Raw genomic sequence first — 24086 nt, 5'->3', positions numbered from 1 at the left:
CCCTTAATGAGCGTTCAAAAACGCCAAGACCCGCTCGCTGAAAGCGGCACTGGCCTGGACGTTGGACAAGTGCGCAGCGTAGAACTCGGCGTATTCGGCGCCTGGCACATGTTCTTGAATGAAGTGTCCGCCAGACGGCGGCGTGACCGCGTCTTCGGTGCCGGCGATCACCAGCAGCGGCAACTTGATCGAAGACAATTGCTCACGGAAGTCGGCATCACGCACCGCAGCGCAATTAGCCGCGTAGCCTTGAGGCGAAGTCGCGGCGAGCATGTCGGTGATCTGCTTCGCAGCGGATGGATTGGCTACGGCAAAGTCCGGGGTAAACCAGCGCGCAATCGAGGCATCGCGCAGCGCGACCATGGCGGCCGGACCGTCGCGCAGTACGGTTTCAATGCGCGGGTTCCAGATCGACGGGTCGCCGATTTTCGCGGCGGTGTTGCACACCACCAGTTTGTTCAATCGATCAGCGGCATTGATCCCCAGCCACTGGCCGATCAAACCGCCCATCGACAGACCACAGAAATGCGCGCGTTCAATGTGCAACGCATCCAGCAGCGCCAAGACGTCGCGGCCCAGTTGCTCGATGCTGTACGGGCCCGGTGTCACCAGCGATTGTCCGTGGCCACGGGTGTCAAAACGCAACACACGGAAGTGTTCGGTGAACGCTGCAATCTGTGCGTCCCACATGTGCAGGTCGGTGCCCAGCGAGTTGGACAGCACCAGCACCGGCGCATCCACAGGCCCATCGAGTTGCGGCCCTTGAATTTGGTAGTGCAGTTCGCCCTCGGCGAGTTGTACAAATGCCACAGTAATCTCCTTCAGGCAGTTAACGCAGAATGTTCAGCCGCCGCCCGCTCGACCCAGGTATGGGCCTGGCCGAGGTAATGGGCGGGGTCCAGCAGACGATCAAGCTCAGCAGCAGAAAGCTCGGCGGTCACTTGCGGTTCGTCACCGAGGATGGCGCGCAGTTGACGCTGTTCAGCCACCGCACGTTTGCAACAGAGTTCCAACAGATGATGCGCGGTGTCGCGCCCGACCCGTTGGGCGAGGACGATGCTAACCGCTTCGGCCAGTACCAGGCCTTGCGTCAAATCGAGGTTGCGAGCCATGCGATTCGCGTCCACTTCCAGCCCCTGCGTCACTAGCAATGCTTGCTTGAGGCTGCCGGACACCAGGCAACAAATCTCTGGCAGGGTTTCCCACTCGGCATGCCATAGACCGAGGCTGCGTTCGTGTTCCTGCGGCATCGCGCTGAAGAGTGTCGAGAGTAAGCCCGGCACACGCGTCGCCGCACCGATCAGCACTGCTGCACCCACCGGGTTGCGCTTGTGCGGCATGGTCGAGGAACCGCCCTTGCCCGGTGCTGACGGTTCGAAGACTTCGCCCGCCTCGGTTTGCATCAACAGGCTGATGTCGCGGCCGAGTTTGCCCAGGCTGCCGGCGATCAATCCCAGCACCGAGCCAAACTCCACCAGACGATCACGCTGGGTGTGCCAAGGCTGATCCGGCAAGGTCAGTTGCAGTTCCTCGGCCAAGGCTTCAGCAATCGGCATCGCCTGTGCACCGAGGGCCGCCAGGGTTCCGGAGGCGCCGCCGAATTGCAGCACCAACAGACGAGGCTTGAGCTCTTGCAAGCGTTGACGGCTGCGAGTGACCGCACCCAGCCAACCAGCGATTTTCATGCCGAGGGTGACCGGTGTTGCATGCTGCAACCAAGTGCGGCCGGCCAAGGGTGTGGCGACATAACGTTTGGCTTGCATCGCGAGGGTGTCGCCCAGTTGCGCCAGATCACTTTCGATCAGCACCAGCGCCCCGCGCAATTGCAACACCAGCCCGGTGTCCATCACGTCCTGGCTGGTCGCGCCCAAATGCACATAGCGCTCGGCTTCGGCATCACTGGCGGCGATCTGCTTGCCCAATGCCTTGACCAAGGGAATGGCAGAATTGCCCGCGGTGGCAATCGCCTCACCGAGGGCCGCGAAATCGTAATGCCCGGCCTGACACGCCGCTTCAATGGGCGCGACAGCGGTTTGCGGAATCAGCCCGACACGCGCCTCGGCCCGGGCCAGTGCAGCTTCGAAATCGAGCATGGCCTGCACGCGGCCTTGATCGCAGAACACCTCACGCATATCGCGCGCAGTGAAATAGGCATCGAACAATTGATTGCCCGGTCGCTCGTTCATAAACAGTCCCTGGAGGCGCGGGCCCGTCAGGCCCGCGCGTAAAGATCAAAGGTCGTGGTGCAAATACTTTGCCTGTTTCGGCAGACGCAAACTGAACAGGAACGCCACCGCCATCATCACCGTGACGTACCAATAAAACGAGTTTTCCATGCCCACGGCTTTGAGGCTCAAGGCAACGTATTCCGCCGAACCACCGAAGATCGCATTCGCCACCGCGTAGGCCAAGCCGACACCCAGGGCGCGCACCTCTGGCGGGAACATTTCGGCTTTTACCAGGCCACTGATCGAGGTGTAAAAGCTCACGATCGCCAGTGCCACGGTAATCAGTACAAAGGCCAGGAACGGACTGCTGACGCTTTTCAGGCTCAACAGAATCGGCACGGTGCACAACGTCCCGAGGGCGCCGAACCAGAGCATCGAGTTACGGCGGCCAATCTTGTCGGCGAGCATGCCGAACAACGGCTGCATGCACATATAAAGGAACAGCGCGCCGGTCATGATGTAACTGGCGGTCTTGGCCTGCATGCCGGCAGTGTTCACCAGATACTTCTGCATGTACGTGGTGAAGGTGTAGAAAATCAGCGAGCCACCGGCGGTATAACCGAGCACGGTAATGAACGCGGCTTTATGGTCGCGGAACAGCGCACTGATGCTGCCGGCGTCCTTGTTTTCGCGCATTTCCTTGCTGCTGGTTTCTTTCAGCGAACGGCGCAGGAACAGCGAAATCAGCGCGGCCAGCGCACCGACCACAAACGGAATCCGCCAGCCGTAGGCACGCAACTCATCCTCGCTGAGGAACTGCTGCAGGACCACCACCAGCGACACCGCCAGCAACTGCCCGCCAATCAGCGTCACGTACTGGAACGAGGCGAAAAAGCCGCGCTGGCCCTTGAGCGCGACTTCACTCATGTAGGTGGCGGTGGTGCCGTACTCCCCGCCCACCGACAAACCTTGAATCAAACGCGCGAACAGCAGCAGGATCGGGGCCCAGACGCCGATGTCCTTGTAGGTCGGCAGGCAAGCGATGAGCAACGAACCGAAGCACATCATCAGAATCGAAATCATCATCGAGCTCTTGCGCCCGTGCTTGTCCGCCAACCTACCGAAAATCCAGCCGCCGATGGGGCGCATCAGGAACCCGGCGGCGAATACGCCAGCGGTATTGACCAGCTGCACCGTGGGGTTGTCAGACGGGAAAAAGGCCGGCGCGAAGTAGATTGCGCAAAAGGCATAGACGTAGAAGTCGAACCATTCCACGAGGTTGCCGGACGAAGCACCAACAATGGCAAAGATCCGCTTACTGCGTTCTTCACCGGTGTAGTGAGCTGTAATAGCCGTTGGCGTTGTCATTGTTTTATTCACTCAATGGGGACAGTGAGAGTCTAGACACACTTCGAAACAGTCCTGTTCCGCAAATACATCAGCAACACAGATCCCCTGTAGGAGCTGGCTTGCCAGCGAAAGCGGTGTGCCAGGCAACATCTATATTGACTGACACACCGCTTTCACTGGCAAGCCCGCTCCTACAGGGATTTGCGGGGTTTTCAGTAATCGAAGAACACCGTCTCCGCATCAGTGCCCTGCAAAATCACATTCCACTGATAGACACCCGACGCATCTTTCTTCGCCAGCAAGGTACTGCGGCGCTCGGCCGGCACACATTCCAGCAGCGGATCTGCCACGTTGGCCGGTTCCCCATCGAAGTAAATCCGCGTCAGCAAGTGCTTGACCAACCCGCGCGCAAACACCAGCACCACCAAGTGCGGCGCCTGGGTCGAGCCTTTCAGGCCTTCAACCGTGCCCGGCTTGATGGTAGTGAAACGGAAACGCCCTTCGGCATCCACCGGCACCCGGCCAAAGCCTTCGAAGTTCGGGTCCAGCGGTTTGTCCTGATCGTCTTCCGGATGGTCGTACTTGCCGGCGGCATTGGCCTGCCAGACTTCCAGCATCGCGTCGTTGACGACATCGCCGTTGCCATCGACGACTTGCCCGGTAATCGCCACTCGCTCGCCGAGGGTTTGTGCAACGGTCAGGTCTTCGCGGTTCAGCCAGGTCAGGCCGATGTGGTAATACGGCCCGACGGTGTGGGACGTGGTCGCGTTCAGCGTCATCTTATTTCTCCATCGGCGTGGCGTCGCGGCCGCGCAAGACGATGTCCCAGCGATAACCGAGGGCATAGGAAGGGATGGTTTTTTCCAGATCGAAGGTCGCGATCAGACGCTCTTTGGCGCTGGTATCGGGCACGCAGTTGTAGATCGGGTCGTAGGCCAGCAACGGGTCGCCCGGGAAATACATCTGCGTGACCAGGCGCGTCAGAATGCTCGGTCCGAACAGCGAGAAATGGATGTGCGCCGGGCGCCACGCGTTGTGGTGGTTGCCCCACGGGTAGGCGCCGGGCTTGATGGTCTGGAACTGATACCAGCCATCGGCGTCGGTCACGGTGCGGCCGGTGCCGGTGAAGTTCGGGTCCAGCGGCGCGTCGTGCAAGTCGCGCGCATGGTTGTAGCGGCCGGCGGCGTTGGCCTGCCAGATTTCCACCAGAATCCCCGGCACCGGCAGACCGTTTTCATCCAGCACGCGGCCGTGAATGATGATGCGTTCACCCAGTGGCTCGCCCTGGTGTTGAGCGGTCAGGTCGCTGTCCTTCTCGTTGACGCGTTCGGCGCCGATGGTCGGGCCGGTGATTTCCGAGAGCGAGTGCGGCAGAAACACCAACGGTTTGGACGGCGAGCGAAGGTTGGTGGATTGATACGTCGGGTGCAGGTATTCCGGCTGGGTGCCTTCCTGCGGGCGACGGTAACCAGGCTTGTCAGTCATTTCGCTTTCCTCTGTTTTTATTTGTCGACGCGGCGTGTCAGACGCGCTCGATCGCCAGCGCCAGACCCTGGCCCACGCCGACGCACATGGTCGCCAGACCTTTCTTGCCACCGGTTTTTTCCAGATGATGCAGCGCGGTCAGTACCAGACGCGCACCGCTCATGCCCAGCGGATGGCCCAAGGCAATGGCGCCACCGTTCGGGTTGACCTGAGCCGCGTCGTCCGCCAGCCCCAGTTCACGCAGCACCGCCAAACCCTGGCTGGCAAAGGCTTCGTTGAGTTCGATCACGTCGAAATCGCTGACGGTCAAGCCAAGACGCTCGGTCAGTTTGCGCACCGCCGGGACCGGGCCAATGCCCATGACCCGAGGCGCAACGCCGGCGCTCGCCATACCCAGCACTTTGGCGCGGGCGGTCAGACCGTGTTTTTTCACCGCTTCAGCAGACGCCAGAATCAACGCCGCCGCACCATCGTTCACGCCCGAAGCGTTGCCGGCAGTGACAGTTTTGTCGGGGCCGTTGACCGGTTTGAGTGTGGCCAACATCTCCAGGGTGGTGTCGGCGCGAGGATGTTCGTCCTGCGTAACGACTGTTTCACCCTTCTTGTGGGCAATCCGCACTTCAATGATTTCTTCAGCGAAAAATCCTGCGGCTTGCGCGGCGGCTGTGCGCTGCTGGCTGCGCAGTGCGAAAGCGTCCTGGTCTTCACGAGACACTTCGTAATCGTCGGCCACGTTGTCGGCGGTCTGCGGCATCGCATCCACGCCGTATTGCGCTTTCATCAACGGGTTGATGAAGCGCCAGCCGATGGTGGTGTCTTCCAGCTTCATGTTGCGCGAGAACGCTGCATCTGCCTTTCCCATCACGAACGGCGCGCGGGACATCGATTCGACACCGCCGGCAATCGTCAGCTCCATTTCGCCGCTGGCGATGGCGCGGAATGCGGTACCGATGGCATCCATACCCGACGCGCAGAGACGATTGAGCGTGACGCCCGGAATGGATTCCGGCAGCCCGGCCAGCAGCAACGCCATGCGGGCGACGTTACGGTTGTCTTCGCCGGCCTGGTTGGCGCAGCCGAAGAACACCTCGTCCACCGCGTTCCAGTCCACCGACGGGTTGCGTTCCATCAGCGCCTTGAGCGGCACAGCGGCCAGATCGTCAGCGCGAACCGCCGACAGACCGCCGCCGAAACGGCCGATGGGGGTGCGAATGGCGTCGCAGATATAAACGTCACGCATCAGGCTTCTCCGGGTGCTTGGCCGTGGGCGGCAGCGGTGCGGGCTTCAAGATCTCTGAGAGCAGTGAGTTCGACCTCAGTTGGCTCGGCCGTGTTTTCAACCGTGTCAGCGAAGCGAATCGCCCAACCGGTGGCGGCGACCACTTGCTCACGGGTGACGCCTGGGTGCAGCGCGGTGACCACAAACTCATGGGTGCCGGCTTCCGGCTCCATGATGCACAGGTCGGTAATGATGCCGACAGGACCGGCGCCCGGCAGACCGAGACGCTTGCGTGAATCACCGCCCTCGCCATGGCCGACCGACGTAATGAAGTCGAGTTTGTCGACAAACGAACGCGCTGACTGCTTGAGGATAATCAGTACGCTTTTGGCCGAGCCGGCAATCTCCGGTGCGCCACCGGCACCCGGCAGACGAACTTTCGGCGCATGGTAATCGCCAACCACGGTGGTGTTGATGTTGCCGAAACGGTCGACTTGCGCAGCGCCGAGGAAGCCGACGTCAATGCGCCCGCCCTGCAGCCAATAGCGAAAAATCTCACCGGTCGGGACTACAGTGTCAGCGGTTTCCGCCAGCTCACCGTCACCAATCGACAGCGGCAGTACGCTTGGCTTGGCGCCAATCGGACCCGATTCGTAGATCAGGACCACATCTGGCGAGGAAGTAAGACGTGCCAGGTTGGCCGCTTTCGATGGCAGGCCGATGCCGACGAAACACACCGAACCGTTCTTCAAACGGCGAGCGGCGGCAACGGTCATCATTTCATTGGTGGTGTAAGTCATTTCTTGGCCTCCGAAGCAGCGGCCAGTTTGGCCTGGAACTCGCTGAAGTCAGCGCAGCCGTGGATGTATTCGTTGATCCACGCCGTGAAGGTTTCACGGTCGCGGGCAATCGGGTCCCAGGCTTGGTAGAAACGGTTATCACGTTCGTTGTAACCGTGAGCGTAGGACGGATGCGCGCCACCTGGGACGTGGCAGACCGCGCTCAAGGCCCAGGTCGGCAGAACGCAGGAGTTCATCGGTGCATTGAGGTCGTCGACGATTTCCTCGACAGTAACGATGCAACGCTTGGCAGCCAGTGCGGCTTCTTTCTGCACGCCGAGAATGCCCCACAGCAGCACGTTGCCTTTGCGGTCGGCTTTCTGCGCGTGAATGACCGTGATGTCCGGGCGCACCGAAGGCACGGCTGCCAACACTTCTCCGGTAAACGGGCAGGTGACGGTTTTGATCAGCGGATTGACCTTTGGCAGGTCGGAACCGGCGTAGGCCCGCAGTACCGCGAACGGTAGGCCGGAGGCGCCAGCGACGTAGGCATTGGCCAGGTCGGCGTGGCTGTGTTCTTCGATCTCCAGCGCGTGCGGCCACTGCTTTTCGACGGCATCACGCAGACGGTGCAGCGAACCTACACCCGGGTTGCCACCCCAGGAAAAAATCAACTTGCGAGCACAACCGGCGCCGATCAACTGGTCGTAGATCAGGTCCGGGGTCATGCGTACCAGTGTCAGGTCTTTCTTGCCCTGACGAATGATTTCATGACCCGCCGCCGTAGGGATCAGGTGAGTAAAGCCTTCGAGCGCGACGGTATCGCCGTCATTTACGAATTGCTTCACCGCGTCGTGCAGCGAAAGGATTTCAGCCATGGGGCAGGCTCCCGTTTTGTTGTGAACCGACAGTGAAAGAAAAAGGCGCGATGCGCAGCGCCGGAGTGCCTAAAGATTAAGCCCCTGAAAAACGCCAAACAATCCGATAATCGACTATGTGTTCGTTTATCGAACATATTGTTGCCTGCCTACCTATCCCCAAAAGCATCGCAAGCAGGCTCGCTCCCACAGGGATCACGCAATACCTGTGGGAGCGAGCCTGCTCGCGAAGAGGCCGCCAAGCTCAGCAAAAAATCTGGATCAGCCCCTCAAGTCGCATCCGCATGACTGACCATGCCCTTGATCACCACCGCCGTGGCCGCCAACGCCGCCGGAATCACCAGCGCTGTCAGTACTTGCTCGAAATTCCAGCCAAGCCCCAGCAATGTCGCGCCCATCCACGCACCGAGAATCGCGCCGAAACGGCCAATCCCCAGCATCCACGACACGCCGGTCGCCCGCCCTTGCGTCGGGTAAAACCGCGCCGCCAGCGATGGCATCGCCGATTGCGCACCGTTGACGCACATGCCCGCCACCAGCACCAACGTCGCCAACAGCGTGATGTTGCCCAGGCTCTGCCCCACCGCGTAGGCAAACACCCCGGCCAGCAGGTAGAAAATGCCGATGACTTTGTGCGGATTGAACCGGTCCATCGCCCAACCCACGCCCACCGCACTCAGCACACCACCAAACTGGAACAGTGCGCCAATGAACGCGGCTTGCTCCATGCTCGCACCGCTGTCGCGCATCAACGTCGGCAGCCAACTGGTCAGCAGGTACACAATCACCAGGCCCATGAAGTAGGTCAGCCAGAGCAATAAGGTGCCGGTGCTGTAGGTGCCCGAGAAGATCACCGCGAACACATTGCGCGCTTTTACGGTTTTCAATTCCGGCACGCTGAAGCTCGAAGCCTGAGCGACGATGGTCGGGTCGATGGGCGCCAGGGTCTTGCGCACTTTGTCGGTACCACGATTACGGACGACCAGGTAGCGTGCCGATTCGGGCAGCCAGAACAACAAGACGACCGCGAGAATCAGCGGCAGAATCCCGCCAATCAGCAGCAGGCTGTGCCAGCCGAACGCAGGGATCAACTTGGCCGAGATAAACCCGCCGCCGGCCATGCCGAGGTTGAAGCCGCAGAACATGCTGGTCACCAGCAGGGACTTTTTGCGCTCCGGGGTGTATTCCGACAGCAATGTCGTGGCGTTCGGCATGCCGGCGCCAAGGCCCAGACCGGTGAGAAAACGCAGCACCAGCAGTTGATCGACAGTGGTGCTGTAGGCCGACGCCAGACTGAAGGCACCAAACAACAACACCGCGCCGACCAAGACGACTTTGCGTCCGAAGCGGTCCGCCAACGGGCCGGAACCCAGTGCGCCGAAGACCATGCCGATCAACGCAGCACTCATGACCGGCCCGAGACTGGCGCGGTCGATGCCCCAATCCTGGGACAACGCAGGCGCAATAAAGCCCATGGCCGCCGTATCGAGTCCATCAAGAAAGACAATCAGGAAACACAGGATCACCACTCGCCACTGATAGCGCGAAATGGGTTGAGCATTGATGAAGGACTGCACGTCGAGGCAGTTACCTACAGCAGACTGGGGCTGGTTCATTATTTTTATTCCACACAAGAACGCAGTCGGACATTTGCCAGCCTGGGCCGGCGCTGCCGCGACAGTAATGATCCTGGGGAAAGTGCGTCAATTCGATAAACGCAAGTCTGTGCGTTTATCGAACAACTTAGAGGAAGGGCTTGGTCCGGGGGCTTAGGCGAAGAGCTGCGCGCTGAGGTCGCGGCTGGCGCTGAGCAGTCCTGGCAGGAATCGCTGTTCCAGCTCGTTGCGACTGACACGGCCGGCGTGGGTGCTGACGTTCAAGGCGGCCACCACCTGGCCAGAAGCGTCGTACACCGGCACGGCAATCGAGCGCAGGCCCTGTTCCAGTTCCTGATCGACGATGCACCAGCCTTGTTGCCGCACTTCTTGCAGGCATTCGAGCAACGCCTCGGGCGTATGCAGGGTGCGGCTGGTCTTGGCTTGCAACTCTGCATGATCGAGGTATTCGTGCAGCGAGGTGTCATCCAGCGCGGCGAGAAGAATCCGCCCCATTGAAGTGCAATAGGCCGGCAGGCGGCCGCCCACTGAAAGGTCGACGGAAATCAGCCGTTGAGTCGTTGCCGAACGGGCGATGTATAAAATGTCGTCCCCTTCCAGCGTGGCCATGTTGCACGCCTCATGAAGTTGCTCACTCATGCGGTCCAGGTACGGCTGGGCTGACACCGCCAAAGGCGTCGAAGACACGTAGGCATGGCCCAGGGTCAGCACTTTGGGCAATAGCGAATAGGTGCGACCATCGGTGGTCGCGTAGCCAAGTTTGATCAAGGTATGCAGGCAACGTCGCACGGCCGCGCGGGGGATTTCCGTGCGATGACTGATCTGGGCAATGGTCAGATGCCGCTTGCGCTCTTGAAACGCTTGTACCACCGCCAGGCCACGAGCCAGAGAGGTCATGAAATCGGGATCGCCGGTCAAGGCCTGAATTCGCTTGGCGGGTGAGGCGACAATCGGCGGCGCGACTGAAGTGAAAGAGTTGCGCAATTGATCGTTCATGACAGGTCCTTTCCGAGGCGGATCAGCGGTTATTACATCCGGCCCCTGCTTCATCACACAAGACAGGGATCGTCGAGATTGGGCGATTATCGAACCACAGACCGATAATCGCAATCAACCCTGCACACGGGCCAGCCTGTTCACCGCTGATTTTCGCGCTGACCACTAGATGTTTTTAATCGTGTTCAATCACGGACTTGAAAAGTCATGTATTCGGCCTGACTTATCGACTTCATGGCGCCAGAAAGACATCACTGCAAAGTGACATCATCGGCCACCTTATTAACGTAGAAAGTTGCGATTAACAAAACCGTCACACACAAAGAACTACTTTTAACTCTCAAATGATAGTGTTCTTCGAATCGACCGCTATAATGCACCTCAGTGGCAACCCTGTTTTTATGTACCGGTTGCGCCACTGGACAGCCCGGTATTCTACCGTTGCTGCCCGCAGCAAGCGCTTGGCGCTCATTCATATGCTCCGCCAACGCCCTCGCTGAAACAGGTAACTGATGCTACGTCAGCTGTTTTTCTCTGGTGCCGTGGCCGCCTGCAACATGGAAGTATTGTTCGCATGCCGTAAAACGATGCTTTTGGCATTGTCCCTTCCGCGAGTGTGGTCAATAGATTCGATGCAGCGCGTTTCACCAGAATTAATCTCAACTCATACAGGTAGCACTGTGACGAAAGACGAACTGCGCGCGGAACTTGAGCGCCAGGAACAACGTTACAAGGAAGTTTACGGCGGGGAAGTCACCACCTACGCCGCCCAGCCCGAACCGGAACGTAAACCCTGGCGTAAACGCGCCACCGTTCAGGATCAGGCGTTCACTCAGGAATTGCAGAAGATGGAAAAGGAACTCAAAGCCGAAGAGCCTTGACCGTCTCGGTCCAAATCCTTTCAAGGGTCTGCGTCTGCTCCCGTTAAAAGCGGGTTGCATTGATGACGCCTTTCGCGCCCGCTACAAGCGGGCAGCGGCTACCTTACCCATCGGATGAGGTAAATGGCTCCTTTCTGACCCTCTTCTCAGATATTTCCCACAGGCGTTTAAACCTCTCGACTTCACGGGAGAAACCCTTGTAGCTGCTGCATTTCCCCATGAATTCAACGACTTGCAAAACCCGGCAAAACACTGGGAGATAGGCTGTCGCCACAAATTAATTCGTTGAAGAATGTTACCGATGAGCAGCAAGTGCATTGATTAGCAGTCTTTTCTGGCATAATCGCGCCCCCTTACGACCGGGTCAGAAAACCTTCATGATCGATTTATTCAGCGGACTTGATGCTTGGGTGCTTGTGAGCCTCTTGCTCGCCCTGGCCTTTGTCCTCGCCTTCGAGTTCATCAACGGCTTTCATGACACCGCAAACGCGGTGGCCACTGTTATCTACACCAAAGCCATGCCACCTCATCTGGCCGTGTTCTTTTCCGGTGTGTTCAACTTCCTCGGCGTGCTGCTGGGCGGTGTTGGCGTGGCGTACGCCATCGTCCACCTGCTGCCGGTAGAACTGCTGATCAATGTGAACACCGGTCACGGACTGGCCATGGTGTTCTCGCTGCTCGCTGCCGCCATCACCTGGAACCTGGGCACCTGGTACTTCGGTATCCCGGCCTCCAGCTCCCACACCCTGATCGGTTCGATCCTCGGTGTCGGCCTGGCCAACGCGTTGATCAACGACATTCCGCTGGCGGATGGCGTGAACTGGCAGAAAGCGATCGACATCGGTGCTTCCCTGGTGTTCTCGCCAATGGCCGGCTTCCTTGTCGCGGCGCTGGTGTTGATCGGCCTTAAATGGTGGCGTCCACTGTCCAAGATGCACAAGACACCGGACCAGCGCCGCAAGCTCGACGACAAGAAGCACCCACCGTTCTGGAACCGTCTGGTCCTGGTGATCTCGGCCATGGCCGTGAGCTTCGTGCACGGCTCCAACGATGGTCAGAAAGGTATCGGTCTGATCATGCTGGTGCTGATCGGTATCGTGCCAGCGCAGTTCGTCCTCGACCTGAGCAGCACGACGTACCAGATCGAACGGACCCGCGATGCGACCCTGCACCTGAGCCAGTTCTACAAGCGCAACGCCGACACCTTGGGTGAGTACCTGGCGCTGGGCAAAAGCATAGAAGGTGATCTTCCGGAGAAATTCCGTTGCAACCCGCAACAGACCGAACCGACCATCACTGCCCTGCTCGGCACCCTTAAAGGTGTATCGGACTACCACTCGCTGTCGTCGGAAAGCCGCATCGAAGTGCGTCGCTACCTGCTCTGCCTGGATGACACGGCCAAGAAAGTCGGCAAGTTGCCTACCCTCAATGCCCGTGAAAAGGCTGACCTGGACAAACTGCGCAAAGACCTGACGACCACCACCGAATACGCCCCGTTCTGGGTGATTCTGGCGGTTGCACTGGCATTGGGCCTGGGCACCATGGTTGGCTGGAAGCGCGTGGTACTGACCATCGGCGAGAAGATCGGCAAGCAAGGCATGACTTACGCCCAAGGCATGTCGGCGCAGATCACCACCGCGTGCATGATCGGCCTGGCCAACATCTTCAGCCTGCCGGTGTCCACCACCCACGTGCTGTCCTCGGGCGTAGCCGGCACCATGGTCGCTAACAAAAGCGGCCTGCAAGGCGGCACGGTGAAAACCATCCTGCTGGCCTGGGTCCTGACGCTGCCTGCGACGGTGACCCTGTCGGCCGGCCTGTTCTGGCTGGCATCAAAGGCACTGGGCAGCTGATACATCGCTGCTAAATGAAAAGGCGCGTTCCGTGAGGTTCGCGCCTTTTTTATGTCTGCCGGAAACGTACAAACTCCACAGAACCTGTAGGAGCCGAGCTTGCTCGCGATAGCGGCCTTACAGGCAACATGGATGTTGGATGTTATGGCCCCATCGCGAGCAAGCTCGGCTCCTACAATAGGTCGGCGTATTCCGATAGATTTTCAGGCACAAAAAAAGGGCAACCTTAAGTTGCCCAAAATGCCTTGCGTGCTCATTACATCTGGAAAGAACTACGATTTGCGCTTGTGCGAATCTTTCCAGATAAAAACTCCTAATCCTGCGAAAAACATAACCATGAGGCTGACAGTCAGCACTCCGGCGAACACCACGTTGTCGAAAAACATGACTGGCCTCCAGGACTTGCTCTGTTGCGATAGGGCTAAGTTAACCAAACAGGCAGATTAGAAAATTGACCTGGATCAATGTCGCCCGAGACCGGACGTAAAGGAGGGGAAATAACTGACCTGCATCAAAAGATGCAGGGTACTTCAACGCTTTTTCGGCTTGTTCTTCGGTTTCTTTTTGGTTTTACCCAATGGCATCGCCTGCTCAAACGCCTGACGAACTTCGTTCAGACGTTTTTCATTAAGGTCGTGAACCCGCTTGGCGCGTTCAGAATTGAGATCAATCAGCTTATCGTCTTGGCTCATGGTGCTCTGTGCATCGTTTGACAGGGTTGTCGTAATAATGCGGTCTGACGGCCGCGCTGACCAGCCGCAACCTCAAATCTGAATATCGACCCACAAGCCCTGACGCGGCTGATCTTCCATCAACGGCACCACCGGCACCGTGTTGTCGGCATTCAGTTCGTCACCGGGAATCGCAAGATGTTCCTCCGGGTCTTCATCGGCCTCGCGACGGCGACGCTCGCGTTCCAGCTTGCGACGCTGTTCCTCGCGCAGCTGAAAAGCGGCTTCCTCGGGATCGCGCTGCTGCAAGTCGATCGTGCTTTCTTTGGAGCTTTCCTGCACCGGCACCACCGGCGGAATATCCGGGCGCTGGCGTATCGGGTCCTGCTGTGAGGTGATCGGCACGGCACTCAAGGGGAGCATCGGTGGCAGCATAATTATTAGTCTCCTGTCAGCAGGCTGTCGGCCGCGAGGATGGTGACTTGAGCCATCGGTCGCAAACTGTGACCCGTTTGACACGAATGGGTGCCCTGGCCTGCGGGCATGGTTTCGTTGGGCTAACGTAAGACTGCGAGTTTTTATGAGAGTCCTTTGGCCCTGAAGGTCTCATTCCGTTAAGATAGCCCGCTTTTTCAAGGTGGGAGTCAGGCAGCATGGCGCAGCAGTATCAACCGGGGCAACGCTGGATCAGTGACAGCGAAGCCGAGCTGGGTTTAGGCACCGTTCTGGCACAGGACGGCCGCTTGTTGACCGTGCTCTACCCGGCCACTGGCGAAACTCGCCAGTACGCGTTACGGAATGCGCCCCTCACCCGCGTGCGGTTTTCGCCCGGCGACTCGATCACTCACTTCGAAGGCTGGAAACTGACCGTCCAGGAAGTCGACGATATCGATGGCCTGCTGGTCTACCACGGCCTCAACGCGCACAACGAAGGGGTGACCCTGCCGGAAACCCAGCTGTCGAACTTCATTCAGTTCCGTCTGGCCAGCGACCGTTTGTTCGCCGGGCAGATCGACCCGCTGGCATGGTTCTCCCTGCGGTACAACACCCTGGAACACACCAGCCGCCAATTGCAGTCCGCTCTTTGGGGCCTCGGTGGCGTACGTGCGCAACCGATCGCGCACCAATTGCACATCGCCCGTGAAGTCGCCGACCGCATTGCACCGCGTGTTCTGCTGGCGGACGAAGTAGGCCTGGGTAAAACCATTGAAGCCGGATTAGTGATCCATCGCCAACTGCTCTCGGGCCGCGCCAACCGCGTGCTGATCCTGGTTCCCGAGAACCTGCAGCACCAGTGGCTGGTCGAGATGCGCCGCCGCTTTAACCTGCAAGTCGCGCTGTTCGACGAAGAACGCTTCATCGAAAGCGATGCCGCCAACCCGTTCGAAGACACCCAGCTCGCGCTGGTCGCACTTGAGTGGCTGGTCGAAGACGAAAAGGCTCAGGATGCGCTGTTTGCCGCCGGCTGGGACCTGTTGGTCGTCGACGAAGCCCACCATCTGGTGTGGCATGAAGACAACGCCAGCCCGGAATACACCCTGGTCGAACAGCTCGCTGAGACCATTCCGGGCGTGCTGTTGCTGACCGCGACCCCGGAACAACTGGGTCAGGACAGCCACTTCGCCCGTCTGCGCCTGCTCGACCCGAACCGTTTCCATGACCTGGCCGCCTTCCGCGCCGAGAGCGAAAACTATCGCCCGGTGGCCGAAGCCGTTCAGGAGCTGCTGGACAAGGGGCGCCTGTCGCCTGAAGCACACAAGACCATTCACGGTTTCCTCGGCAACGAAGGTGAAGCCCTGCTGGCCGCCGTGAACGACGGCGACACCGAAGCCAGCGCCCGCCTCGTGCGCGAACTGCTGGATCGCCACGGCACCGGCCGCGTGCTGTTCCGTAACACCCGCGCCGCCGTGCAGGGTTTCCCGGAGCGCAAACTGCACCCGTACCCGCTGCCGTGCCCTGACGAATACCTCGAACTGCCGCTGGGCGATCATGCCGAGTTGTACCCGGAAGTCAGCTTCCAGGCCCAGCCGGACGCCAACGAAGAAGAACGCTGGTGGAAGTTTGACCCGCGCGTCGAATGGCTGATCGACACCCTGAAGATGCTCAAGCGCACCAAGGTACTGGTGATCTGCGCCCACGCCGAAACCGCCATGGACCTGGAAGACGCCCTGCGCGTACGTTCCGGGATTCCGGCCACGGTGTTCCACGAAGGCATGAACATCCTCGAACGTGACCGCGCCGCCGCTTACTTCGCCGATGAAGAGTTCGGTGCGCAAGTGCTGATCTGCTCGGAAATCGGCAGTGAAGGTCGCAACTTCCAGTTCTCGCACCACTTGGTGCTGTTCGATCTGCCGTCGCACCCGGATTTGCTGGAGCAGCGTATCGGTCGTCTGGACCGGATCGGCCAGAAGCACACCATTGAACTGCACGTACCGTATCTGGAAACCAGCCCGCAAGAGCGCCTGTTCCAGTGGTATCACGAAGCGCTGAACGCTTTCCTCAATACCTGTCCGACCGGCAACGCCTTGCAGCATCAGTTCGGCCCGCGCCTGCTGCCGCTGCTCGAAGAGGCTGACGACGGCGAGTGGCAAGCGCTGATCGACGAAGCCCGCACTGAGCGTGAGCGCTTGGAAGCCGACTTGCACACCGGCCGCGACCGCTTGCTGGAACTCAACTCCGGCGGTGCCGGTGAAGGCGACGCACTGGTTGAAGACATTCTTGAGCAGGACGATCAGTTCGCCCTGCCGATCTACATGGAAACCCTGTTCGACGCGTTCGGCATCGACAGCGAAGACCATTCGGAAAACGCGCTGATCCTCAAGCCGAGCGAAAAAATGCTCGACGCCAGCTTCCCGCTGGGCGACGACGAAGGCGTGACCATTACCTACGACCGCAACCAGGCGCTGTCTCGCGAAGACATGCAGTTCATCACCTGGGAGCACCCGATGGTTCAGGGAGGCATGGACCTGGTCTTGTCCGGATCGATGGGCAACACCGCCGTGGCGCTGATCAAGAACAAGGCGCTCAAACCTGGCACCGTGTTGCTGGAACTGCTCTACGTCAGCGAAGTGGTTGCTCCGCGCTCGCTGCAACTGGGCCGTTACCTGCCACCGGCCGCCCTGCGCTGCCTGCTCGATACCAATGGCAATGACCTCTCGGCCCGCGTGTCGTTCGAGACCTTGAACGATCAACTGGAAAGCGTACCGCGTGCCAGCGCCAACAAGTTCATCCAGGCTCAGCGTGATCAGTTGACGCCACGGATCAACTCTGGCGAAGAGAAGATCTTCCCGCGTCACGCCGAGCGTGTTGCCGAAGCGCAGCGTCGTCTGGCGGCTGACACCGACGAAGAACTGGCTCGTCTGACGGCGTTGCAAGCCGTCAACCCGACGGTACGCGACAGCGAACTGGTTGCCCTGCGTAAACAGCGCGAGCAAGGGTTGGCCATGCTTGAAAAGGCTGCGTTGCGACTGGAAGCGATTCGGGTGTTAGTGGCGGGTTAATCTCCCGCTTCTACTCCCGCCAATAAAAAAGGCCCGCAGCGATGCGGGCCTTTTTTATTGGACGGATTTTTGGTCTTGTCAGGTCAGGATTTAATACTTCCAAGCGGAGCTTTCTAATAATTACGCAGGACGTTTCGAACATCCAAATAGGAGAATTCGTTAAATCCATAAAACAGCAGAAAATACGTTTAACGCCGCCTGATCTCCACGCCCGAAAAGAACTTTCCTACTCCACTCTCAGACCCACTCCTACTAATAACACACTAGTATAAAAACACAGACCACCGCACCAAGCACGAGCGACACACGTAGCACCCGCTACTGACAACCATAGAATATTTTAGGATTATACAATGAGTAATGGATTAACTCTCCCTTCCCTCGATATTACCGCTTTTGCACCAGGATATTCCTCATCAACACGAGGAGTCACTTGGCCATCGCCAAACCCTGCACTGGTTTTCACCGCTCAACAACAGGAGCGCAATGTTTTCTACAGCCAAGGCATGTGGCGCGAAATGATCATAAAGATCACTGACGAACAAAAGCCCTATATTAAAAACGGAGTTGCCACCAGCATAGTTCAATCCATAATCCGTGACATGCAAGCCATTCCATTTGCTGACAACTATATTTGCTTGAATCCGAATTTGTCGCCTGCTCAAGCATTGCATTATGCAACTAACAACTTCAAAGCAGGGTCCGTTCCAGAGTCCAAAAAATCAAGGGAACCCACGTAATCACCATTGATCGTTAGCATCAACAACACTTAATTACAAAATAGATCCGATTGCCATTTAGCTGTATCGGAAACTAACTTTAACTCAAATCGGTCGCGTGCAGGCTGCGCGACCGGCAACGCATTTCTAACAAGGATTTTTATGCGCCCGTATCAACGCTTACTGACAGCTATCGCTCTATTTATAGGAGCTTGGTTCTGCTTATTCTCAGTAGCGGTCCAAGCCCCCCCCAATATAGAAGACTTATCGGACAAAGAAGGGTTGTCCGTGGCAATTATGCTTACGGTGGCACTCCAAGGCATCGGAATTCTAGCAATCGCCTGCGTAGTTGTAGGAATGCTTACTTCAATATTTATCAGACCCCGGTCATTTGGCCTGAGGCTGTTCGTTTATCTGGCATCAAATTTAATGATATTTATCTCATCATTGCTGGGCATACTGGTGATCGCCGGATTCGTATACGATACGATTGCTGGCATTGCGGGAATTATTCTTTATCTATGTGTAATCGGGCTGCTAGTGTCTGCCACCCCTAAGCGGGTAGCAGACAAAACCAAAAGTGAACCCCTTTAGGCAGTCGCCACAACAACTCCAGGCTCAACCACTGCCACCAACCCTTCCTTCATCCGCTTCGCATCCCGCACAAAACACCGCGATGCCATAAACAGAAACACCATGGTGAAGAACAACGCCACCGGGATCAGGTACATCGCGTCATGCAAGCCGACCGCCTTGAATGCCTCGGTCATCTGCTCGGCACCAGCGGCCAGCATCGCCGTGTGCGCAAAGTGGTCGGACAAACCACCCACCACCACTGGCCCCAATCCACCGCCCAGCAGGTACAGGCCGGCAAAGAACAGCGCCATTGCCGTGGCGCGCAAACGTGGCTCGACCACGTCCTGAATCGCGGTGTAGACGCAGGTGTAGAAGTTGTAGGCAAACAACCAGCCCACACTGAAGACCGCCACAAACACGCCGATCTCGATTCGCCCGGAGTGCAGCGCCCACGCCGTGCACAGGGTCGAGATAATCAGACTGAACGCTGCAAACAACAGCCGCCCGTTGGCCACCCGCTGGTGAATCTTGTCGGCGACCCAACCGCCGAGCGTCAGGCCGAAAAGGCCGGTGACGCCGACGATCACACCCGTTGCCACCGCAGCCTCCTGCAATGGCATCAGAAAGTAGCGCTGCAGCATCGGCACCAGGAATGAGTTGCAGGCGTAGGTCGCAAAGTTGAAACACAGCCCCGCCATCACCAGCCACAGGAAAGTCGGCACCGCCAGCACCCGGCGGATCGGCCGGTCTATGCGTTCCTGGGACACCTGCACTGTTTCTGCTGCGCCGCGTTTCGGCTCTTTGATGAAGAACATGAAGACCGCCAGGATCAGCCCCGGGACCGCAGCGATAAAGAACGGCGCGCGCCAGCTGTCGAACGCCTTGACCATTGCGCCGATGGTGAAGAAGGCCAGCAGCAACCCCAACGGCAAGCCCAGCATAAAGATACCCATCGCCCGCGCCCGGCGATGCGCCGGAAACAAATCGCCGATCAGTGAGTTGGCGGCGGGTGCATAACTGGCTTCACCGATACCGACGCCCATGCGCACGATCAGGAAACTCCAGAAGCTGCCCACCAGCCCGTTGACCGCCGTCAGCCCGCTCCAAACCGCCAGGCCCCATCCCATCAACTTGCTGCGCGAACCGGTGTCGGCCATCCGCCCCAAAGGCAAGCCGGCTATTGCATAAACGAGGGTGAAAGCGGTGCCGACGATCCCCAGCTGAAAGTCGCTGAGGTGCCATTCCATGCGGATCGGCTCGATAATGATGGCGGGGATGGTGCGATCGAAGAAGTTGAACAGGTTGGCCAGAAACAACAGGAACAGAATGCGCCAGGCATTCGCCGCTTGGGTCGAGTTCTGCATGGGGTCCGTCTCTTTTATTGTTATTGGGGTCTCACTGTCCCCGGAACCGTCAATCTAGACAGGCCCGTCAACACTGTCTGTCATTATTTGTAAGGCTGATATCAGTCCATGGCATTCAAGCAGACCGGCTGACCGCCAGGCCCAGGTTTCACAGGCATCGGGCTGGTGTTTTCACGGTGCCGTCCGTCGTTGAAAAATACCTTTCGCACCCTCTTCCAAAGCCCGTTGCGAAGCCTAGAATAGCGACCTTGCTCGCCCCCCCTGCGTGCCCACTCTTCCTTAGATAAAAGCCCATGTCCGAAGTCAGTCCATGTCTGAATTGCGGTGCCTGCTGTTCTCATTTCCGTGTGTCTTTTTTCTGGGGTGAATGCACCTCGGCCGGGGGAACGGTGCCTGACGACCTGGTCGCGTCGATCAGCCCCAGTCGGGTGGCGATGCTCGGCACCGACTGCAAACCCACCCGCTGTGTCAGCCTGGTGGGAGAAGTCGGCAGCGAGGTCAAATGCTCGATTTACAACGAACGTTCCAGCACGTGCCGTGAGTTCGAGGCTTCCTGGGCCAATGGCGAGGCTAATATGGATTGCGACGCGGCCCGGGCAGCGTTCGGCCTTGCCGCCTTGCAACCGGAGTTCGATTTGCCCTACGAACAAAGCACCTGAGATTTAGTACTAAAAGAAATCAGTATTATGCCAAAATAATATGTGACCATTTTGCCATCATCCCTTGCACTCCATACACCGACTCTATACTGCATGACATTCGCCAGCGCTCATTGCGCTGGCCAAGATGCCAACAATGGGGCGTGCGATGGAGTGGCTTGGTCTGCATTTGATTACCGAGCTACCCGAGAACGGGCAATTCATACTCAATTGCACGCATGATCCTTTTCTGGTGCTGTTGGCTTATGTGGTCGCTTGTGTCGGCTGCTTCGCCACGCTGGATATGGCTGAGCGTGTAGCTCATGCAGAAAGTCCTGCTTCGCAACGGATTTGGCGCTGGGTGGGTAGCGGATGCCTGGCGGGCGGAATCTGGGCCATGCACTTTATCGGCATGCTGGCGTTTCAGGCACCGATCGAACTTCACTACCAACTTCCCATCACCCTCCTCTCACTGTTGATCGCCCTGTGCACCTCATGGCTGGCGATGCACACTCTCAGCCTCCCTGTCTTGAATGTCTGGCATTGCCTCAAGGCCTCAGTGTGGATCGGGCTAGGCATTACCACCATGCATTACGTAGGCATGGCCGCGATGCATTCAAGTGCCACGGTTTACTACCAACCGGCGTTGTTCGCCTTGTCCATTGTCATCGCGATGGGTGCCAGTCTGGCGGCGCTATTGATTGCCAGATTTTTGCGCGATGGCTCTGGCATGTTTCATCAACTGCGCAAGTACAGCGCCTGCCTGCTCCTCGGGGCTGGCATCCTGAGCATGCACTTCACCGGCATGGCAGCCTTCAATCTGGCACTGCCCAACGACAGCGACATGATGCATGGCGGCGAGCAAGGTCACCTGCAACTGGCGCTGACGGTGGCGGTCATGACGGTGCTGATTATCGGCAGCAGCATCAGCGCGGCACTGGCGGACAAAAAGCTGCAGCACAAAGAGCGTGATCTGCAGCGAGTCAACTCACTGCTCAGCCAACTGGATCAGGCGCGTCTGTCGCTGCAACAAGTGGCGCATTACGATGCCTTGACCAACTTGATCAACCGTCGTGGCTTCAATCAGATATTCGCCGAGAAGCTGATCGAGAAGACTAATGAATGTGGGATGCTGGCGGTGATATTCCTCGACATCGACCACTTCAAGCGTATCAACGACAGCCTTGGCCATGACGCCGGCGATGAACTGCTCAAGGTACTGGCCGGTTACATCAAAAGTTCGGTACGCAGCCACAAAGATGTCATAGCCCGCTTTGGGGGGGACGAATTCTGCATCCTCATCGACCTGAAAGATCCTGAAGAAGCGCAGCTCGTGGCCCAGCGCATCATGTTGAAAATGAAGGAGCCCATCGAGCTCTCCGGTCGCAATATGGTCATGACCACCAGCATAGGCATCAGCCTGTTCCCGCAAGACGGCACGACCTGTGAAGAATTGCTGAAGAACGCCGACCTGGCGCTGTATCAGTCCAAGGGCGCTGGCCGCAATAGCCTGCATTTTTTCAGCTCCAATCTCAAGACCCGCGCCACGCTTGAGCTCCAGCTAGAAGAAGAACTGCGGCACGCATTGCATAAAGACGATGAGCTGATGCTGTATTACCAGCCGATCTACGACCTGAAAACCGGCCAGGTCAGCAAACTCGAAGCCCTCATTCGCTGGCAACATCCAGTGCATGGCTTGCTGGCCCCCGATCGGTTTATCGCCATTGCCGAGGCTAACGGTCTGATCCGCGAGCTCGACAACTGGGTGCTGCGCAAAGCCTGCGAGGACCTTGGTGAACTGTCCTGCCAAGGTTGCGAGGAACTCAAGATCGCCGTGAACTGTTCACCGCTGAACCTTGCGCGTGAAGAGCTGGCTGATGAAATCAAATTCGCGCTGCACGCCTCTGGAGTTGCGCCGCAGCGGCTGGAGCTGGAAGTCACCGAAAATGCGCTGATAGGCAACCTGGCCAACACGTTGCTGCTGCTGCGCCAGATTCGAGCCATTGGGGTTTCCTTGTCGATCGATGACTTCGGAACCGGTTATTCCTCCTTGGCTTACCTCAAGCGCCTGCCACTGAACACACTGAAGATCGACCGCACGTTTATCCAGGACATCCCCAACGCAACCCAGGACATGGAAATCGTCCACGCCATCATCATCATGGCCCACACCCTGCATTTACAGGTAGTCACCGAAGGCGTCGAAACCTTTGAGCAGTACGACTTTCTCGAACGCATTGGCTGCGACTTTGTTCAGGGTTACCTGCTCAGCCGCCCTGTGCCACTGGTTGAGTTGCGCTCGGTACTGAACGAAATCAACCAGCGCAAGCCTACGTGCAACGTCATGCCTTTGAATCTGGCTCGCGGTACATCTGCACTAACGTCGACGGATCCTTTTCCAGGAAACCCTGGCTCCCATGCAGTCGCATCAGCTGGGCTGCCAACCCACTGAGTGGCGTGGCCGAACCCTGTTCGCGGGAAAACTTCACGGCGCTGTCGAGGTCTTTGAGCAGCGTACGCACATGCCATTTCACTGGTTCAAATTGGCTGTGGGTCATTTGCGGGGCCAGGATTTGCAACGGTTTTGAATCGGCAAAACCACCGGCGAGGGCCTCGGCGATCAGTCGAGCATCAACCCCGGAACACTCGGCCAGCGCCACCACTTCGGCAATGACCAGCGCATTACACGCCACGATCATCTGATTGCACGCCTTGGTCACCTGCCCGGCCCCGACACCGCCCATGTGGGTGACACGCTGGCCCAGGGTCAGCAATAGCGGACGCACTCGCTGCAGATCCCCAGCCTCACCACCCACCATGATCGCCAGGCTGCCGGCCTCGGCGCCGACCACGCCGCCGGACACCGGCGCATCCAGCCAACTCATGGCGGTGGTGTCGATCAACTGCTTGGCCATTTCTCGTGTGGCACTGGGCTCCAGGCTGGAAAAGTCCACCAGCAACTGACCGCTATTCGCCCCCACAGCCACCCCGGCCGGGCCAAAAACCACTTCACGCACCACTGCGGTGTCCGCAAGGCACAGCATGACAATGTCGGCGTGCTGACACAGTTCAGCGGGTGTTGCCACTTGTCGGGCACCAGCCTCAACCAGCGGCGCGCACTTGGCCGGATTGCGATTCCACACGGTCAACGGATAGCCCGCCGCCAACAGGCGCCGGCACATTGGCAGGCCCATCAGACCGATCCCGGCGAACCCCAACGAAGGTAGCGTTGACATCATTTAGCCTCCCTTTGATTAAAGAACGGCGAATAGTGGCCGATTCATCCTGACTAAGGAAAGGATTCCCCCACTGCTGCTCAGGCAAGTCCCTGAGACTTGGGCCAAATACGCGCAAAAAAGACGCGACTCCCCCATTCCGTGAATGGTTCGACGA

Annotated in this window: 22 protein-coding genes; 7 read left to right on the top strand and 15 right to left on the bottom strand. The window is 58.4% G+C overall.

Annotated elements, in window-relative coordinates; translation table 11 throughout:
* Positions 1–3: 3 nt before the first annotated feature.
* The 10 genes from pcaD to pcaR form a co-directional block, all read right to left on the bottom strand.
* Complete coding sequence (gene pcaD / locus ACA048_RS06385; protein ID WP_497628392.1) at positions 4–810, bottom strand: 3-oxoadipate enol-lactonase; 807 nt, start codon at positions 808–810, stop codon at positions 4–6.
* Positions 811–821: 11 nt separating this feature from the next.
* Positions 822–2186: a 3-carboxy-cis,cis-muconate cycloisomerase gene (locus ACA048_RS06380; protein ID WP_497628391.1), complete on the bottom strand. Its 1365-nt coding sequence runs from the start codon at positions 2184–2186 to the stop codon at positions 822–824.
* A 45-nt stretch (positions 2187–2231) separates the two neighbouring features.
* A complete protein-coding gene (locus ACA048_RS06375; protein ID WP_497628390.1) occupies positions 2232–3536 on the bottom strand; it encodes an MFS family transporter in 1305 nt (434 codons plus the stop codon).
* A gap of 194 nt (positions 3537–3730) precedes the next feature.
* On the bottom strand, positions 3731–4297 hold the full coding sequence (gene pcaG, locus ACA048_RS06370; RefSeq protein WP_497628389.1) for a protocatechuate 3,4-dioxygenase subunit alpha: 567 nt from the start codon (positions 4295–4297) through the stop codon (positions 3731–3733).
* 1 nt (position 4298) lies between these two features.
* Complete coding sequence (gene pcaH / locus ACA048_RS06365) at positions 4299–5003, bottom strand: protocatechuate 3,4-dioxygenase subunit beta (protein ID WP_497628388.1); 705 nt, start codon at positions 5001–5003, stop codon at positions 4299–4301.
* A 37-nt stretch (positions 5004–5040) separates the two neighbouring features.
* Positions 5041–6246 (bottom strand): 3-oxoadipyl-CoA thiolase, encoded by a 1206-nt coding sequence (pcaF, locus tag ACA048_RS06360; RefSeq protein WP_497629813.1) that lies wholly within the window; start codon positions 6244–6246, stop codon positions 5041–5043.
* Positions 6243–7022 carry a CoA-transferase subunit beta gene (locus ACA048_RS06355; RefSeq protein WP_007947286.1) on the bottom strand — a complete coding sequence of 260 codons (780 nt, stop codon included), beginning with the start codon at positions 7020–7022 and terminating at the stop codon, positions 6243–6245. Before ACA048_RS06355 ends, pcaF begins: the two co-directional genes overlap by 4 nt.
* Positions 7019–7879, bottom strand: a complete 861-nt coding sequence (locus ACA048_RS06350; protein ID WP_497628387.1) for a CoA transferase subunit A — start codon at positions 7877–7879, stop codon at positions 7019–7021. The genes ACA048_RS06355 and ACA048_RS06350 overlap by 4 nt, the downstream gene beginning before the upstream one ends.
* A gap of 269 nt (positions 7880–8148) precedes the next feature.
* Positions 8149–9495, bottom strand: coding sequence for a 4-hydroxybenzoate transporter PcaK (pcaK, locus tag ACA048_RS06345; protein ID WP_497628386.1), 1347 nt, complete (start codon positions 9493–9495; stop codon positions 8149–8151).
* Between the two features lie 153 nt (positions 9496–9648).
* Entirely contained in the window at positions 9649–10491 is an 843-nt protein-coding gene (gene pcaR / locus ACA048_RS06340; RefSeq protein WP_497628385.1) for a pca regulon transcriptional regulator PcaR, read from the bottom strand.
* Between the two features lie 680 nt (positions 10492–11171).
* Here pcaR and ACA048_RS06335 point away from each other — a divergent pair.
* Both ACA048_RS06335 and ACA048_RS06330 read left to right on the top strand, forming a co-directional pair.
* Entirely contained in the window at positions 11172–11372 is a 201-nt protein-coding gene (locus ACA048_RS06335) for a hypothetical protein (RefSeq protein ID WP_007935837.1), read from the top strand.
* A 377-nt stretch (positions 11373–11749) separates the two neighbouring features.
* Positions 11750–13225 (top strand): inorganic phosphate transporter, encoded by a 1476-nt coding sequence (locus ACA048_RS06330; protein ID WP_497628384.1) that lies wholly within the window; start codon positions 11750–11752, stop codon positions 13223–13225.
* 272 nt (positions 13226–13497) lie between these two features.
* Here ACA048_RS06330 and ccoM read toward each other — a convergent pair whose 3' ends face one another.
* From ccoM to ACA048_RS06315, 3 genes are all read right to left on the bottom strand, one after another.
* Positions 13498–13611, bottom strand: coding sequence for a cytochrome c oxidase subunit CcoM (ccoM, locus tag ACA048_RS06325; protein WP_497628383.1), 114 nt, complete (start codon positions 13609–13611; stop codon positions 13498–13500).
* Between the two features lie 144 nt (positions 13612–13755).
* Entirely contained in the window at positions 13756–13917 is a 162-nt protein-coding gene (locus ACA048_RS06320; protein WP_223512222.1) for a hypothetical protein, read from the bottom strand.
* Between the two features lie 72 nt (positions 13918–13989).
* Entirely contained in the window at positions 13990–14331 is a 342-nt protein-coding gene (locus ACA048_RS06315; protein WP_497628382.1) for an aspartate-semialdehyde dehydrogenase, read from the bottom strand.
* A gap of 218 nt (positions 14332–14549) precedes the next feature.
* On the opposite strand from ACA048_RS06315, the gene rapA reads away from it, so the two are divergent.
* From rapA to ACA048_RS06300, 3 genes are all read left to right on the top strand, one after another.
* Positions 14550–17396, top strand: a complete 2847-nt coding sequence (rapA, locus tag ACA048_RS06310) for an RNA polymerase-associated protein RapA (protein ID WP_497628381.1) — start codon at positions 14550–14552, stop codon at positions 17394–17396.
* Between the two features lie 353 nt (positions 17397–17749).
* Positions 17750–18136, top strand: a complete 387-nt coding sequence (locus ACA048_RS06305; RefSeq protein ID WP_497628380.1) for a lipid II-degrading bacteriocin — start codon at positions 17750–17752, stop codon at positions 18134–18136.
* Between the two features lie 141 nt (positions 18137–18277).
* Positions 18278–18709, top strand: coding sequence for a hypothetical protein (locus ACA048_RS06300; RefSeq protein ID WP_497628379.1), 432 nt, complete (start codon positions 18278–18280; stop codon positions 18707–18709).
* Here ACA048_RS06300 and ACA048_RS06295 read toward each other — a convergent pair.
* Positions 18706–20055, bottom strand: a complete 1350-nt coding sequence (locus ACA048_RS06295) for a spinster family MFS transporter (protein WP_497628378.1) — start codon at positions 20053–20055, stop codon at positions 18706–18708. The two genes, ACA048_RS06300 and ACA048_RS06295, sit on opposite strands and share 4 nt — an antisense overlap.
* 293 nt (positions 20056–20348) lie before the next feature.
* Between ACA048_RS06295 and ACA048_RS06290 the strand changes: the two genes are divergently transcribed.
* On the top strand, positions 20349–20714 hold the full coding sequence (locus tag ACA048_RS06290) for a YkgJ family cysteine cluster protein (protein ID WP_497628377.1): 366 nt from the start codon (positions 20349–20351) through the stop codon (positions 20712–20714).
* A 148-nt stretch (positions 20715–20862) separates the two neighbouring features.
* Positions 20863–23145 carry a putative bifunctional diguanylate cyclase/phosphodiesterase gene (locus ACA048_RS06285; protein ID WP_497629812.1) on the top strand — a complete coding sequence of 761 codons (2283 nt, stop codon included), beginning with the start codon at positions 20863–20865 and terminating at the stop codon, positions 23143–23145.
* On the opposite strand, the gene ACA048_RS06280 is transcribed toward ACA048_RS06285, so the two are convergent.
* Positions 23036–23932 carry an NAD(P)-dependent oxidoreductase gene (locus tag ACA048_RS06280; protein ID WP_497628376.1) on the bottom strand — a complete coding sequence of 299 codons (897 nt, stop codon included), beginning with the start codon at positions 23930–23932 and terminating at the stop codon, positions 23036–23038. The genes ACA048_RS06285 and ACA048_RS06280 overlap by 110 nt on opposite strands.
* Positions 23933–24086: the final 154 nt, after the last annotated feature.

The organism is Pseudomonas sp. LBUM1659 (genome assembly GCF_059716045.1).
This window is presented reverse-complemented; position numbering and strand designations above follow the sequence as displayed.